This is a genomic window from Yoonia sp. SWMV100, from assembly GCF_056108365.1.
On sequence record NZ_JBWBAQ010000004.1, the window covers coordinates 526,414 to 540,122 of the forward strand.

Annotated in this window: 17 protein-coding genes; 4 read left to right on the top strand and 13 right to left on the bottom strand. The window is 57.0% G+C overall.

Annotated elements, in window-relative coordinates; all coding sequences use genetic code 11:
- Positions 1-24: 24 nt before the first annotated feature.
- Positions 25-696 carry a helix-turn-helix transcriptional regulator gene (locus ACXJGX_RS11660; protein ID WP_474781792.1) on the bottom strand — a complete coding sequence of 224 codons (672 nt, stop codon included), beginning with the start codon at positions 694-696 and terminating at the stop codon, positions 25-27.
- A gap of 204 nt (positions 697-900) precedes the next feature.
- Between ACXJGX_RS11660 and ACXJGX_RS11665 the strand changes: the two genes are divergently transcribed.
- From ACXJGX_RS11665 to ACXJGX_RS11680, 4 genes are read left to right on the top strand one after another with little or no spacing between them, the layout of a single operon-like run.
- Positions 901-1,113 (top strand): twin-arginine translocase TatA/TatE family subunit, encoded by a 213-nt coding sequence (locus tag ACXJGX_RS11665; protein ID WP_474781794.1) that lies wholly within the window; start codon positions 901-903, stop codon positions 1,111-1,113.
- A gap of 22 nt (positions 1,114-1,135) precedes the next feature.
- Entirely contained in the window at positions 1,136-1,543 is a 408-nt protein-coding gene (tatB, locus tag ACXJGX_RS11670; RefSeq protein ID WP_474781796.1) for a Sec-independent protein translocase protein TatB, read from the top strand.
- Positions 1,540-2,403 carry a twin-arginine translocase subunit TatC gene (gene tatC, locus ACXJGX_RS11675; protein ID WP_474781798.1) on the top strand — a complete coding sequence of 288 codons (864 nt, stop codon included), beginning with the start codon at positions 1,540-1,542 and terminating at the stop codon, positions 2,401-2,403. Before tatB ends, tatC begins: the two co-directional genes overlap by 4 nt.
- 41 nt (positions 2,404-2,444) lie before the next feature.
- Positions 2,445-3,242 carry an ATP-binding protein gene (locus ACXJGX_RS11680; RefSeq protein WP_474781926.1) on the top strand — a complete coding sequence of 266 codons (798 nt, stop codon included), beginning with the start codon at positions 2,445-2,447 and terminating at the stop codon, positions 3,240-3,242.
- A gap of 35 nt (positions 3,243-3,277) precedes the next feature.
- On the opposite strand, the gene ACXJGX_RS11685 is transcribed toward ACXJGX_RS11680, so the two are convergent.
- From ACXJGX_RS11685 to alr, 12 genes are all read right to left on the bottom strand, one after another.
- A complete protein-coding gene (locus ACXJGX_RS11685; RefSeq protein ID WP_474781800.1) occupies positions 3,278-4,465 on the bottom strand; it encodes a peptidoglycan DD-metalloendopeptidase family protein in 1,188 nt (395 codons plus the stop codon).
- Between the two features lie 63 nt (positions 4,466-4,528).
- On the bottom strand, positions 4,529-5,170 hold the full coding sequence (locus tag ACXJGX_RS11690; RefSeq protein WP_474781802.1) for a protein-L-isoaspartate(D-aspartate) O-methyltransferase: 642 nt from the start codon (positions 5,168-5,170) through the stop codon (positions 4,529-4,531).
- Complete coding sequence (gene surE, locus ACXJGX_RS11695) at positions 5,167-5,952, bottom strand: 5'/3'-nucleotidase SurE (RefSeq protein ID WP_474781804.1); 786 nt, start codon at positions 5,950-5,952, stop codon at positions 5,167-5,169. Before surE ends, ACXJGX_RS11690 begins: the two co-directional genes overlap by 4 nt.
- 164 nt (positions 5,953-6,116) lie before the next feature.
- The gene (locus ACXJGX_RS11700; protein ID WP_474781806.1) at positions 6,117-6,761 is read right to left on the bottom strand and encodes an SDR family NAD(P)-dependent oxidoreductase; all 645 of its coding nucleotides are present in this window, start codon (positions 6,759-6,761) and stop codon (positions 6,117-6,119) included.
- 38 nt (positions 6,762-6,799) lie between these two features.
- Complete coding sequence (locus ACXJGX_RS11705) at positions 6,800-7,060, bottom strand: hypothetical protein (RefSeq protein ID WP_474781808.1); 261 nt, start codon at positions 7,058-7,060, stop codon at positions 6,800-6,802.
- A gap of 104 nt (positions 7,061-7,164) precedes the next feature.
- A complete protein-coding gene (gene arsC / locus ACXJGX_RS11710) occupies positions 7,165-7,569 on the bottom strand; it encodes an arsenate reductase (glutaredoxin) (protein WP_474781810.1) in 405 nt (134 codons plus the stop codon).
- 106 nt (positions 7,570-7,675) lie between these two features.
- Positions 7,676-9,136, bottom strand: coding sequence for an amidophosphoribosyltransferase (gene purF / locus ACXJGX_RS11715; protein ID WP_474781928.1), 1,461 nt, complete (start codon positions 9,134-9,136; stop codon positions 7,676-7,678).
- A gap of 202 nt (positions 9,137-9,338) precedes the next feature.
- Positions 9,339-9,902, bottom strand: coding sequence for a CvpA family protein (locus ACXJGX_RS11720; protein ID WP_474781812.1), 564 nt, complete (start codon positions 9,900-9,902; stop codon positions 9,339-9,341).
- 21 nt (positions 9,903-9,923) lie between these two features.
- Positions 9,924-11,288 carry a DNA repair protein RadA gene (radA, locus tag ACXJGX_RS11725; RefSeq protein ID WP_474781814.1) on the bottom strand — a complete coding sequence of 455 codons (1,365 nt, stop codon included), beginning with the start codon at positions 11,286-11,288 and terminating at the stop codon, positions 9,924-9,926.
- A gap of 86 nt (positions 11,289-11,374) precedes the next feature.
- Entirely contained in the window at positions 11,375-12,055 is a 681-nt protein-coding gene (gene aqpZ / locus ACXJGX_RS11730; RefSeq protein WP_474781930.1) for an aquaporin Z, read from the bottom strand.
- 82 nt (positions 12,056-12,137) lie between these two features.
- Complete coding sequence (locus ACXJGX_RS11735; RefSeq protein ID WP_474781932.1) at positions 12,138-12,587, bottom strand: paraquat-inducible protein A; 450 nt, start codon at positions 12,585-12,587, stop codon at positions 12,138-12,140.
- 9 nt (positions 12,588-12,596) lie between these two features.
- On the bottom strand, positions 12,597-13,634 hold the full coding sequence (gene alr / locus ACXJGX_RS11740) for an alanine racemase (protein WP_474781816.1): 1,038 nt from the start codon (positions 13,632-13,634) through the stop codon (positions 12,597-12,599).
- Between the last annotated feature and the right edge of the window lie 75 nt (positions 13,635-13,709).

The window sequence follows — 13,709 nt, forward strand, 5'->3', positions numbered from 1 at the left end:
GGGGCAGCGGGCGGGGGCCACGTACTAAAGCCCCGTGCGCACGCACCGCGCGTGAAAATCGGCCAGGGACTTTCCGTGTTCATCCACAAAAAGACTGGGAAGGATGCGAAGAACCGCAATCTGATCAACGCGCAGTTCGTCAAAGTCCTTTGCGTTTTCGCACCAGACAATGCAGGTCCACAGCCGGCCCCAGTAATCCAACTGCAAGGGCCGCACCGTCCGTTCGCTGCCTTGCACGGTGATCGCAAGCTTTTGCCGGGTGCGAATGGCCTGCCGCAATTTTGGCAGGTGCTGAAATCCGCGTGCGGCATCCGCGAACGGATAAATCGCAAACCCATAACTTGCAGGGGCGCGACTGCGGTCTTCGGGCATGACAGCGTCCAGTTTGGCAGCCAGTGCCCTTGCGGCCTGTGACAGGTCTTTGTCGTCGCTTAAGGCGACCGCGTTCAGGCCAATATGCAGCGCCTCAACTTCCGTCATTGTCAAATTCAGCGGGGGCAGGGTGATTGCTGCGGTGACACGGTAACCGATCCCGCGCTCTCCCTCGATCGGGACGCCAGACGCCGCAAGCGTTTCCATGTCGCGGTAGATGGTGCGCAACGACACGTTCACTGCGTCAGACAGGGTCTGGGCGCGGTGCAGGTTTCCATCCCGCAATAGCTGAACAAGGTGCATTAGTCGGTCGGCGCGGCGCATCGGGTTCCTTTCGATTCGGGACAGTTTTGACAATTTTCTGTCAACTGACAAGTTTTTGTCACAAGTTCGCGTAAACCCTTCTAAAAAAGGCATCTTCGCAGCGTCAATATGCGCATTTCCCGCTTTCCATGGCCGTCGACGCGCCGTATTTGTAAAGGGATCGAATGACAAAACGGGTCAGTGGCCCGCCAGAGGAGAAAGTAAATGTTGAACAATATTGGCCTGCCGGGCCTTCTACTCATCGCCGTTGTCGTGCTGGTGCTGTTTGGCCGTGGCAAGATTTCCAGCCTGATGGGCGAAGTCGGTAAAGGCATCACCGCGTTCAAAAAAGGTGTTGATGACGGCAAGAAGGAAATCGACGACAGCATGGCGTCTGCGCGCGATGTGACACCGGATGAAGAAAAAGACAAAGTTTAAAGTCTTAGAAGGATAATCGTTCATGTTTGGCCTTGGCTGGAGCGAAATGGTGCTGATTGGCATCGTGGCCCTGATTGTGATCGGGCCGAAAGACTTGCCAGGAATGTTCCGCACCTTGGGGCAGTTTACTGGTAAGGCCCGCGGCATGGCGCGCGAATTTTCCCGTGCGATGGAAGCGGCCGCCGACGAAGCGGGCGTGAACGACATTTCAAAGACGATCAAAGCCGCCGCCAACCCGCAAAAATTTGGTGTCGACAAGATCAAAGAAGCGACCGGGATGACCAAAGCCCCGGCCACGCCGCTGTCGCCGGAACGCCAGGCCGTCAAAGAAAAGATGAGCGACGCAATGGCGAAGGCGGCAACCGACCGTCAATCCCGTGAGGCCGCAGAGGCAGCCGTGGCAGAAAATCCCAAGGGTGAAGCAGAATGAGCGCGACTGACGAAATCCAAGACAGCGCCGCGCCGTTGATCGAACATCTGACCGAACTGCGGTCGCGACTGATCAAATCCCTGCTCGCATTTATCGTGGGCATGATCATTTGTTTCACGGTCTGGAACCCGGTGTTTAACTTTCTGACATATCCGCTGTGTGACGCGCTTGCCGCACGCGGTCAGGCCTGCGACCTGCAATTCATTGCGCTGGAAGAAGGTTTTTTTGTTGCGATTTCCATCTCTTTGTTGGGTGGTTTGATGCTGTCGTTTCCGATGGTCAGCTATCAACTGTGGCGGTTTGTGGCGCCGGGCCTCTACAAAAGCGAAAAGGGCGCGTTTCTGCCGTTCCTGATCGCGTCACCGTTCATGTTCTTTCTTGGCGCAGCGTTCGCGTATTTCGTGATCACACCCTTGGCCTTCGGATTTTTTCTGGGGTTTCAACAGCCAGGTACGCTTGAAACGGGGACAGACAGTGCGACACAAGCGGCGGGTATCTTGTTCCAGGGTTCTGCCAAGGCCTACCTTAACTTGACGATCAAATTCATTGTGGCCTTTGGATTATGTTTCCAACTGCCGGTCTTGTTGACCCTGATGGGGAAGGCGGGGCTGGTATCTGCCCGTGGTTTGCGTGGCACACGCAAATATGCCGTGGTTGGCATCCTGATCATGGCAGCGGTCGCAACGCCGCCCGATGTGATCAGTCAGGTGATTTTGTTCGTCGTTGTCTATGGCTTGTACGAAATATCCATTCAGTTGGTCGCTCGGGTGGAGCGTATACGCGAAGCCAAGCTGCGTGCTGAAGGCCTGTGGGACGATGAAATCCACGGTGACGGTGCGGACGAGGACGCGCCAAAGTGACCAAGAAAACCCTGAAACGGATAGCGGACGCGCTGGAACGGATGCGTCCGCCGCCCTTGGGGGCACCAGATTTTGACGCCGCGACGGCCTTTGTCTGGCATCCGGACCCGGATCGTCTGGTACCCGTGCCGCAGGTGAACCGCGTGCCAGTCGAACTGTTAATCGGTATCAATCGGTCACGTGATACCCTGATGGCCAACACCACACAGTTTGCGGCGGGAATGCCAGCCAACAATGCGCTTCTTTGGGGTGCGCGGGGGATGGGAAAATCAAGCCTTGTCAAGGCGATACATGGTGCTTTGCAGGCAGATTATCCGACGCTTAAGATGGTCGAGGTACAGCGCGAAGACCTGCCCAGCATTGGCCGTTGTCTGAACCTGCTACGGGATGCATCCGAACGGTTTATCCTGTTTTGCGATGATCTTTCGTTTGGCCATGATGATGCGCATTACAAATCGCTAAAGGCGGTTCTGGACGGCGGGATCGAAGGGCGGCCAGAAAATGTCGTGCTGTATGCGACGTCAAATCGTCGCCACCTGATGCCGCGCGATATGATCGAAAACGAACGATCCACAGCGATCTCACCCGCCGAAGCCGTCGAGGAAAAAGTATCGCTTTCTGATCGGTTCGGATTGTGGCTTGGGTTTCATCCGTGTGATCAGGATGATTATCTTGCGATGATCCGTGGGTATTGTGACGCATATGGGATCGCTATTGACGATGCGACGCTGCGCGCCGACGCGATCGAATGGCAGGCGACACGCGGCAGCCGGTCGGGCCGCGTGGCATGGCAGTTCTTTACGGATTTGGCAGGTCGCCGTGGGGTACGCCTGTCATAGGGTGGACCCCTATCCACCCTACGACACAAGCGCGATTACGGCAGATAATCGCTTGGATCGACACTCTGCAGGCCACGACGGACTTCAAAGTGAAGGATGCTTGGCTCTGCTGCACGCACCTTACCAATTGTTTGTCCCCGGCTCACCGTATCGCCTTTGGCCACGGTCAAGCGGTCCATCTGCGTATAAAGCGTCAGCAGACCGTCGCTGTGCTTGATGACAACGACAGAGCCGCCATTGGTATCGGCTGTCACGGCCGCCACGCTGCCTGCATCTGCTGCTTTCACGTCAGTGCCTGCAGGGGCCGCGATATCGATACCTTCGTTACGGCCCGGGGCATAGGCGCGCACGATGCTGCCTTGAACCGGTGCGACCATCCGCGTGCTGCTGGTGGCGGGCGCAGGTGTGCTGGTTCCCAGATCCGGCGCTGCAGGTGCGGCAACAGGTGCCGTCGCGACGGGTGCAGCGGGCAGTGGTGTTGCTGCGCTGGGGGGGACGGGTGTCACTGTGCCTTGGCCGGGTGCGCTGACAGGCTGCGGCGTCGCGGCTGGCCGTGTGCCGCCCTGCGGGATCAGCAAAAATTGCCCTTGGCGGATGGTAAAGGCGCTGTCCAGCCCGTTCCATTCAGCAATCGCCGTGACTGGCACATTATAAAGCCGCGATATGGAATACGCAGTTTCGCCGCGCGCCACCTGATGGCGGATCGGTTCTGCGCCGGCAGGGGCCGCAGCTGGTGTCGTTGGCACGGCCGCCGCGGTTGTGACGGGTTCCAAAGGTGTGGCAGTGACCGCGCCGCCACTTGCCTCTGCGCGGTCAAGCGCAGTGGTCGCGACCGCAGCCACATCAAAGGGCTGGGTTATAGCGCTGGGTCCGGAGGGTTCTGCAACCCGCGAAGGCAAAGCGATAATTTCGTCCCGCCGCAAGATGACATCGGGTTCAATCCCGTTGTACGATGCCAATTCGTTAGCATCGAGCCCAAGCCGGATTGCGATCCCGCGAATGGTGTCATCGCGCCGCGCAACCACAACCTGATAATTGGGATAGGAAATGACACCGCGGTCATCCGGGCGCGGCCGATTGGGCATATTTAGAACGGAATTTGACGTATCAAACCCGTTGCCAATGCCGCGCACATCGGGGTCGAAGTCGTCGCATGCACCGAGGGCGGCCAACGCCACCCCTGCCATCAAAACCTGTCGCACTGTGCTTCGCCCATGGGCCATCTTACCGCTCCTTATGACTGGCCGTCTCTTGTTGCCAAGAGCGTACCTCATTTTTTTTAGAGTTTACTCTTGTCCCAGCCCTTCTAGCAAGGGCACAAACCGCACTGCGCGCAATTCGTCATAGTCGAAGCCATGTTCCAGCCGGGTGACGCGGATCAGGCTTTGGACTGTGTCCGATTGCCCCACCGGTAAAACCATGATCCCACCGACCCTTAACTGGGCGAGCAGGGGGCCGGGCGGGTCTTCTGCTGCGGCGGTCAACAGAATGCGATCAAATGGGGCCTGTTCGATCAGCCCGTGGCTGCCGTCCGCAGTAAAGCTGGTGATATTGCTGATACCCTGTTCGTCAAAAGTCGTGCGCGCCGCTTGTACCAGGCTTCTGAAGCGGTCGATGGTGTAAACGCGCCGCGCCAATTTGCTAAGTATCGCCGCCTGATAACCAGAGCCGGTTCCGATCTCTAGGACCTTGTCACGTGCAGTAACCCGCAATGCTTGGGTCATAAGTCCGACAACCGATGGCTGGCTAATGGTTTGCCCGCATGCAATCGGCAACGGCATATCCTCGTAGGCGCGATCGGCAAAAATACCTTTGACATAGGCGGCGCGGTCAACCTGTTCCATCGCGGTTAGCACGCGGGTATCGGTAATCCCCTTGCTGCGCAAAGCATAGACAAACTGCATCTTGGTTGCGGCGTCAAAGGTCACTTTAACACCGCCTTCAAAGCGGACATCATTTTGTAATCGGTCAAATCCGCGCGCATCGGCGTGATGGAAATATACCCATCAAGGTTTGCGGCGGCATCGGTGCCGGGGGCAGTGGGTTCGTGCTGTGGCCCGCTTCGGACCCACAAGAATTTACGCCCGGTTGGGGATGTCTGGGCCTCGGCGGTAAAATCACTATTGGTGCGAAACCCTTGGCTTGTTGCGACGGTGCCTTTGACATCTGCGGCCGCGACTGGTGGAAAGTTGACGTTGTAAAACAGGCGATAATCTTCTTGATCCCACAGCGAAGGCGAGAGCAAAGATTGAATGACGCGCCCCCCGTATTTCACCGCCGCATCAAAGGGATCTGCCAGACTGGCATTTGCGGGGCCATAGTATTGGGACAGTGCAATCGCGGGGATACCTTGTAGGGCTGCTTCCATTGCGCCGCCGATTGTCCCGGAATAAAGCGTATTTTCAGCCGCATTGTTGCCGCGGTTGACACCTGACAATACCAGATCGGGCCACGCATCTTTCATCACGTCGTAAAGCCCGGCAATCACACAGTCCGCAGGTGACCCCTCTGCGGCAAAGCGGCGGTCGTCCAGTTGCGCAATCATCGTTGGATGCGTGTAGCTGATGCAATGGCCGACACCAGATTGTTCGAACGCCGGTGCGACAGTCCAAACCTCGCCTTCGGGTCCTGCGATCTCCTGCGCGATCGCGCTCAGCACTTTCAGGCCCGGTGCGTTAATACCATCGTCATTGGTGATCAGAATGCGCATTGACATGTTCCCTCGTCGTCCAGCTTGTTCCTAGGCGAGCAAACACGGGGCGGCAAGCCGCAGGTCCGCTGTCGGACCCGCGATTTACTAGTTGTGGCGCAAAGGACTCAAGTTCGCGGTAGGATGTCGCGGAAAATGCTGGCTTGGTGGGCGTTTATGTCGACCTAGCCGCCAATGATCTGCGGCAGAAGCCGGGCGGCCTCTTGATTGGGGTCCATCAAGACGCTGCGGTCTTCACCGGGGAAAAATCGCGCACGTGTCGCGGTTGGCATCGCCGCAGGGGATAAAACCTGTACCTTTGGCCCCGTGTTGACGGTTTCTGCCTGCCAACTGCGCGCGAGCGCAATTTGTGCGGCCTTGGTTGCACCATAAGCGCCGAAAAATTTCTCGCCGCTGCGTGGGTCGTCAAAGAATACCGCCTGGCCGGTTAGACCCAGCAGCGGCGCGACATACGATATCAGCCGCGAAGTGGCTTCGATATTGATTGCGATGGATTTGGTCAGGTCTTTCGGGCCGATATGCCCCGAAGGTGCCAAGGGGGCCGCATGGATTGCGGTATGGACCCAAAGGTCCAGCTTACCCCACCGGTCAAAAACGCTGCGGCACAACTGCTGCATGGCCGCGTCAACGGTGATGTCCATTGGCGCAAGCGTCGTTTGACCGCCTGCTGCCTGAATGGCATCATCTAATTCCTCAAGCGCGCCGACAGTTTTGCCGACGGCGATGATATGGTGAGTTGGCGCCAGCGCTTTGGCCAGAGCCGCCCCAAGGCCGCGTGACGCGCCAGTGATCAGAGCTATCTTTGTCATGTCTGCGGTTTGCTGTGAACCGCGCACAAGGTCAAGACCTAGCTGCGCGGAACGGTCAACACATGCTGGGTTCCGGCATAATCGGTCAGCACCACCTGATCATCGCCGATGGCTGCAAACAGCACGCCAAAAACGATCTCTCCGGGGGTGACCCGCACAATTTCGCCTTCGCTAGAACGCACCAACGCGGCGGGCGTTTCGCCGCCATCCATCACCCCAATCACAGTGAGGTTGTCCATCGTCAGAACGCCGGTTTCTGTTGCTGATGCCGCGACATTGGCGGGTGTTTGGTCTGTCATTGGTGTGTACCGTGTCGATTGCTTTCGCATAGCGCATGACACGGGTTTGATCAGCACGAAACCCCTGCAACGTAACGTTATCGAGAGCGCGACCGGCGGCTTTGCTACGGACGAATAATTTCCGTTCCGTCTTCTTTATAGACGGGGGTCGTCAGCGGGATTTCCAGCAGCGGCAGCACCGCTTCGGATGGGCGGCACAGGGCCACACCTTTGGGGGTGCAGACGATCGGCCTGTTGACCAGAACCGGGTGCGCGAGCATGGCATCGAGGATCGCGTCGTCGGACACGTTCGGATCAAGCAACCCCAGCTCTTCGGCAGGGGATTTGCTGGTGCGCAGTGCGGTGCGCGGTGTCAAACCCGCTGCGGCAAAAAGCGCCAGCAACTGTGGGCGTGTCCAGCCGGTATTCAGGTATTCAATCACCACTGGCTCGGTGCCACTCGCGCGGATCACGGCCAGAACATTGCGCGAGGTGCCGCAGGCAGGGTTGTGATGGATAACGGTGGTCATGGCGTGCTCCGTAAAGTTTGCGACCAATTACACAGGCATTGTAACAAATTGGTTGCGATCGCTCACATGCCTGCGACCAAAAATTGCGACATGCGACCCGTACTGGTTATTCTGCCGCGATTTTCGCCTTAAAGCCTTTTTCCAGCATATCGCGTGGTGGGACCGGGTATTCACCTGAAAAACAGGCGTCGCAATAGGCCGGGGATTTGGGGTTACGGCCTTCGGCCTGACCAACAGCGCGGTAAAGCCCGTCCAGTGAGATGAATTTCAGACTGTCGACGCCCAAATGGTCGCGCATCTGGTCTTCGGTCATTGTGGCGGCCAGCAGTTTTTCGCGCTCCGGGGTGTCGACGCCGTAGAAACATGGCCACGCGGTTGGTGGCGACGCAATCCGGAAATGGACCTCGGCGGCACCGGCATCCAGAATCATTTCCTTGATCTTGCGGCTTGTTGTGCCGCGGACCACGCTGTCATCGACCAAGATGACCCGCTTGCCGCGAATCAGCGCACGGTTCACGTTCAGCTTGAGCCGCACACCCATGTTACGAATGCTTTCGGACGGTTCGATAAAGGTCCGGCCCATATACTGGTTCCGGATGATCCCCATGGCATAGGGAATCCCTGATTGCAGCGAATACCCGATTGCCGCAGGTGTCCCGCTATCGGGTACAGGACAGACCAGATCTGCCTCAACCGGGGCTTCCTTGGCCAGCTCGCGGCCAATATTCTCGCGGTTTTCATAGACAGAGCGACCGCCCAAGATACTGTCAGGGCGGCTAAAATACACGTGTTCAAAGATGCAGAACCGCGACTTTGCCGGACGGAATGGAAAATGGCTTTGGACGCCGTCTTTGGTGATCACGACCATTTCGCCGGGTTCGATTTCACGGACCAATTCTGCGCCGATGATATCAAGCGCGCAGGTTTCCGACGACAGCACCCAGCCATCGCCAACCTTGCCAAGCACCAGCGGACGTACGCCCAGCGGGTCACGACAGCCGATCAATTTGGTCCGGGTCATCGCAACGATGGAAAACGCGCCTTCGACTTTGCGCAACGCCTCTTCCATGCGGTCGGGTATCGTGCGTCCCATCGACCGGGCCATCAGGTGGATGATACATTCACTGTCCGACGAGGATTGGAAAATCGATCCGCGCTCGATCAATTCTTTGCGCAAGGCGAGGGCGTTCGTGATGTTCCCGTTATGGGCAATCGCGGCGCCACCCATCGAAAATTCACCAAAAAATGGTTGAACGTCGCGGATGGCAGTTTGCTGGCTTTTGTTGCCTGCGGTGGAATAGCGGACATGCCCGATACCGATCGGGCCGGGTAGTTGGGCCATCATCTCGGCAGAGGTGAAATTATCGCGGACCAGCCCCATGCGGCGGGCCTGATTAAAGCCGGTCGAAAAGTCATGTGTGACAATTCCGCCGGCTTCCTGACCGCGGTGTTGCAACGCGTGAAGGCCGAGTGCGATAAAGTTTGATGCATCGGTCACGCCGACAACGCCAAAAACGCCACATTCCTCCCGCAGTTTATCATCGTCAAAAGGATGGGCGGGGGGCATTTGGCTGGACAAGGGGGCAGCTCCGAATCCGATTAGGGTTTGATGCCCCCTCTTAGTCGCTCAAGCGGGCAGTGTCACGAAACGATCATAACTTTATGGCATGAAAATTTTAGATTGCGTCGCATCGGCTGGTTTTTGGCCACGCAAACGAAAAAGTCACCGCACGTGGCGGTGACTTTGATACGACCCGAAGCCGCTTTAATTATTCAGCAGGCGCGCCGCAGCTACCGACCAGCTGCTGATATTGTTCTTTGATCCAGCCCAATGCTTCTTCCGGATTTTGGTTTTCGATCCGTCCGGTCAACTGCGCGAAAACTTGTGCAGAGCGGCTGTCGTCAATGGCGGGAAATTCCTGGGATGCAAACACGGTGTCGTACACAAAGAATGCAACCGCCACCAACAAGATGCCCCGCAGAACGCCAAAGAAAAACCCGAGCCCCTGATCAACGCCGCCAATCGCAGACCGTTGTACAACGCTCGAAAACAGGGGCGTAAAAATCGCGGCGACTACCAAAGCGACTGCAAACACCGCAGCGAAGGCCGCAATGATCGCTAATTCGCAGCTGTCACCAATAAAGTCGCCCAAAATGGGAATCTGGCGGACCAAAGGTTCAACCTGGTCTGCAAAGATGAACGCGACGATCGTGGCGCCGATCCACCCCAAGATCGCAAGTGCCTCGCGGACAAGGCCTCTGCTGTAGGCTAAAATGCCTGATAGGAGGATTATGCCGGCGACGCCCGCGTCGACAAGTGTGAAACCTTCCATGGTCTGTCTCCTGCTCGGGCGCTATCTTGCGCCGAATACGTCTTCTACAAATCCGGCCAAATCAGTCGCTTCACGCAAGATTAAGCCAGACACCGCTGGCTGTTTAGCCTGTTGCGGGACAATTGCTGTTGTAAAACCAAGTTTTTGCGCTTCTTTCAATCTATTTTCCGTTTGCGACACCGGACGCAGTGCGCCCGATAGGCTGATTTCCCCGAAAATGACAGCCTCTGCGGGGAGTGTCGCGTCTTCGCGCGCCGACATCAGTGCCGCCGCAACTGCGAGGTCCGCAGCAGGTTCATTGATCCGCAAACCCCCTGCTACATTGAGATAAACGTCCAATCCGGTGAAGGGGACACCACAGCGGGATTCGAGGACGGCAAGGATCATTGCAAGCCGTCCACCGTCCCATCCGACCACCGTACGCCGCGGTTGACTGTGTGGCGAAGGTGCCACAAGTGCCTGTATCTCGCACAGCATCGGTCGGGTGCCTTCAATGCCCGCAAAGACGACTGAACCGGGCGCTGGTTTGCCGCGCTCTGACAAAAACAGCGCAGAAGGATTCTTAACCTCTGCCAGCCCTTTGCCGGTCATTTCAAAAACCCCAATCTCGTCCGCAGGACCGAACCGGTTTTTGACAGACCGTAGAATACGGAACTGATGGCCGCGTTCGCCTTCAAAATAAAGCACGGTATCAACCATATGTTCAACCACGCGCGGACCGGCGATCGTGCCATCTTTGGTGACATGCCCGACCATGATGACGGACATGCCGTTGCGTTTGGCAAATGTTGTCAGCTCATGCGCTGATGATCGCACTTGGCTGACGCTACCGGGGGCGCTGTCGACATTGTCGGCCCACATGGTCTGGATAGAATCGATGATCGCCAGATCAGGTTTTTCAACCTCAAGCGTCGTCAGGATGTCACGCAAATTCGTTTCAGAGGCCAACAGAACAGGGCTGTTTTCCAACCCTAGACGGCGGGCCCGCATTTGGACTTGGGCGTTGGATTCTTCGCCCGACACGTAAATGACCTTTAGTCCGTTACGTGCAAATCGCGCAGCAGCTTGTAACAGCAACGTGGATTTGCCGATTCCCGGATCCCCACCCACCAAAAGTGCCGATGCTTTGACCAAACCGCCACCCAAAACGCGGTCAAGTTCGGCAACCCCGGCATTTGTGCGCGGTGGTTCGGCTTCTTGGGTCGCAAGGTCGGTCAGCGGGATCGGTTTGCCGCGCATACTGCCCAGTGATTTCCCCTTGGGGCCGCTGGACAGGGCTTTGCTTTGGGTAATTGTGTTCCAAGCTTGGCACGCATCACATTGCCCGGACCACTTACCAAAGGCCGCGCCACATGCCGAGCAGGAGAAAGTAAGTTCTTTTGCCATGTTCACCTTTTGGCCCAGATCGTGGTGTGCGGCAATGGGTAACTGTATGGCCGCCACAATATCGGGCGGCCATACCTGTTTTGTACTTACGCGTCGAGCTTACCGGTCTTGAACAACAGACCGGCACCAACAGCGCCAATGATCGGTGCTGCGATAAACAGCCAAAGCTGTGAAATCGCATGGCCCCCGGCGAACAACGCTGGCCCGATGGAACGCGCAGGGTTCACTGAAACACCAGTTACATTGATGCCGACAAGGTGAATCACAACCAGCGCCAAGCCAATCGCGAGGCCTGCAAACCCGGCGGATGCGCCTTTGCCTGTCGACCCCAAGATCACGACCATAAACAAGAACGTGGCGACCACTTCGAACACAAATGCTGCGCCCATATTGTATTCGCCAAGATATCCCGCACCCCAGCCGTTTTGACCAAGACCGTTTTGCGCAACAGAATAGTCTGCCTTACCCGTTGCAATGATCATCAGGACCAAGGCTGCAACAATACCGCCAGCAACCTGCGCAACGATATAACGGATCGCTTCCGGCATCGTCATGCGTCCAGCCGCCACCGCGCCCAGAGATACAGCAGGGTTGATGTGACAGCCTGACACCGGGCCGATACCATAAGCCATCCCAACCAGTGCAAGACCAAATGCAAAGCTGATGCCGGTCAATCCGATATCTGGGCCAGCGATAACTGCTGCACCGCAGCCAAACAGAACAAGTGTGAAAGTACCGATGAATTCCGCGATTTCTTTTTTCACGATGATTCCTCCATGTGAGATCGATAGATCACATGAACGTGATACCGCGCGCGGAGAAACGGGGAAATAATCGGTTGTATTCCCGTTAGGCGGGGAATTTCGATTTTTGAACGTGCTTTGACGTCAAGAAAGAGATGGCAAGCGACGCAAGGATACACGCCGTGAACAGATACAGGCCCCACGCTGTTTCGACCTTGCCAAAGCCGACGCCCTTGATCACCACGATATTAAGCGCGACCAGAAACACGTCTGCCATCGCCAGCTTTCCCAGCCAAGAAAGCGCGGGCAGCACTTTGCGGCGCATCATGTTGAAATGAATCAACGCCAGCCCGATCGTCTTCAGATAAGGTGCAAAAAGCGCAAAGAACGTCACCAGAAGTGCCAGTGCGACATCGCTTTCCCACAAAGCCTGCATACCGGAAATGACGCTGATTTCGCTTAGTCCGAACAACGGCAGCAACCCGGCCCGCATCAACGGGGCAAACCACGCAATCGGAAACAGCACCAAGAGCGCCAGATTAGCGACCCGTAGCACGTTCAACATCTATTTACCGTATGTACGCCGGTGATAGCGTGCGCCCAATTGCGTCAGGATTTCATAGCCAATGGTATTGGCAACCTTGGCCAGATCGTCCACCGACTGGTTCGGTCCGATCAAATTCAACCGTTCGGGGCTGTCTTGCAGATCTGTGACATCCACTGTGATCAGGTCCATCGATACGCGGCCCACAACAGGGCAGGGGATATCGCCGTGAAACAGTGTTGCCTTGTCGGACAACGCGCGCATCAGCCCGTCCGCATAGCCACCGGACACGGTTGCGATCCGCGACGGACGCTCGGCTTGCCAGCTGTTGCCGTAACCGACAACTTCGCCTGCGGCCACGTCCCGGATTTGCACGACCGGAAGATCAAGTTCGATGACCGGCGTGGCTTGGGTAAATGGATGTCCGCCATAAAGACCGATGCCCGGGCGTGTCAGATCAAAATGGTAGTCGGTGCCGAGCAGGATGCCGCCCGTCGCCGACAGTGACCGCGGCACAGAAATGCCGTCAGTCAGCTGCTTAAAAATGGCTAATTGATGCGGATTCATCGGGTGGTCCGGTTCGTCCGCGCATGACAGGTGGCTCATGACCAGTGTCGGATTTTGCGAGAGTACCAGGTCAGCAACCGCGCCCCATTCCTCTGGCTCCATCCCAAGGCGGTTCATGCCCGTATCAATCTGGATGCCAAACGGGTGGCCGGGCAGCGTTTCGAAATGCTGCGTCATCTGTTCAACAGAATTGAGCATCGGGGTCAGGTTAAGTTCGCGAATCAGATCGGTGTCGCCACGCATATGCCCCGAAAAAACCGAGATTTCCGGCCCAGGCCCAAGCGCCGTTCGCAAGACAACGGCCTCTTCTGCGACGGCCACAAAGAATTTTCGCGCACCGGCTTTGAACAGGGCCTTGCCCACATTTTCTGCGCCAACGCCGTAAGCGTCAGCTTTGACCACCGCAGCGGTCTTGCAATTTGTCATGGCGTCCAGCGCGCGCCAGTTGGCGACGACAGCGTCAAGGTCGATAGTCAGGCGTCCAGTACTCATGTCGACCTTTTGGCAGGGGGCAGGCGGTCGGGCAAGTGGTTAAACAATCGCCGCATCACAGTATCGCGCCAAAAG

What these genes read in the sequence shown, in the direction of transcription:
- ACXJGX_RS11660 (WP_474781792.1), bottom strand. Translation starts at nt 696, where the DNA reads ATGCGCCGCGCCGACCGACTAATGCACCTTGTTCAGCTATTGCGGGAT.
- ACXJGX_RS11665 (WP_474781794.1), top strand. Translation starts at nt 901, where the DNA reads ATGTTGAACAATATTGGCCTGCCGGGCCTTCTACTCATCGCCGTTGTC.
- tatB (WP_474781796.1), top strand. Translation starts at nt 1,136, where the DNA reads ATGTTTGGCCTTGGCTGGAGCGAAATGGTGCTGATTGGCATCGTGGCC.
- tatC (WP_474781798.1), top strand. Translation starts at nt 1,540, where the DNA reads ATGAGCGCGACTGACGAAATCCAAGACAGCGCCGCGCCGTTGATCGAA.
- ACXJGX_RS11680 (WP_474781926.1), top strand. Translation starts at nt 2,445, where the DNA reads ATGCGTCCGCCGCCCTTGGGGGCACCAGATTTTGACGCCGCGACGGCC.
- ACXJGX_RS11685 (WP_474781800.1), bottom strand. Translation starts at nt 4,465, where the DNA reads ATGGCCCATGGGCGAAGCACAGTGCGACAGGTTTTGATGGCAGGGGTG.
- surE (WP_474781804.1), bottom strand. Translation starts at nt 5,952, where the DNA reads ATGCGCATTCTGATCACCAATGACGATGGTATTAACGCACCGGGCCTG.
- ACXJGX_RS11700 (WP_474781806.1), bottom strand. Translation starts at nt 6,761, where the DNA reads ATGACAAAGATAGCTCTGATCACTGGCGCGTCACGCGGCCTTGGGGCG.
- ACXJGX_RS11705 (WP_474781808.1), bottom strand. Translation starts at nt 7,060, where the DNA reads ATGACAGACCAAACACCCGCCAATGTCGCGGCATCAGCAACAGAAACC.
- arsC (WP_474781810.1), bottom strand. Translation starts at nt 7,569, where the DNA reads ATGACCACCGTTATCCATCACAACCCTGCCTGCGGCACCTCGCGCAAT.
- purF (WP_474781928.1), bottom strand. Translation starts at nt 9,136, where the DNA reads ATGCCCCCCGCCCATCCTTTTGACGATGATAAACTGCGGGAGGAATGT.
- ACXJGX_RS11720 (WP_474781812.1), bottom strand. Translation starts at nt 9,902, where the DNA reads ATGGAAGGTTTCACACTTGTCGACGCGGGCGTCGCCGGCATAATCCTC.
- radA (WP_474781814.1), bottom strand. Translation starts at nt 11,288, where the DNA reads ATGGCAAAAGAACTTACTTTCTCCTGCTCGGCATGTGGCGCGGCCTTT.
- alr (WP_474781816.1), bottom strand. Translation starts at nt 13,634, where the DNA reads ATGAGTACTGGACGCCTGACTATCGACCTTGACGCTGTCGTCGCCAAC.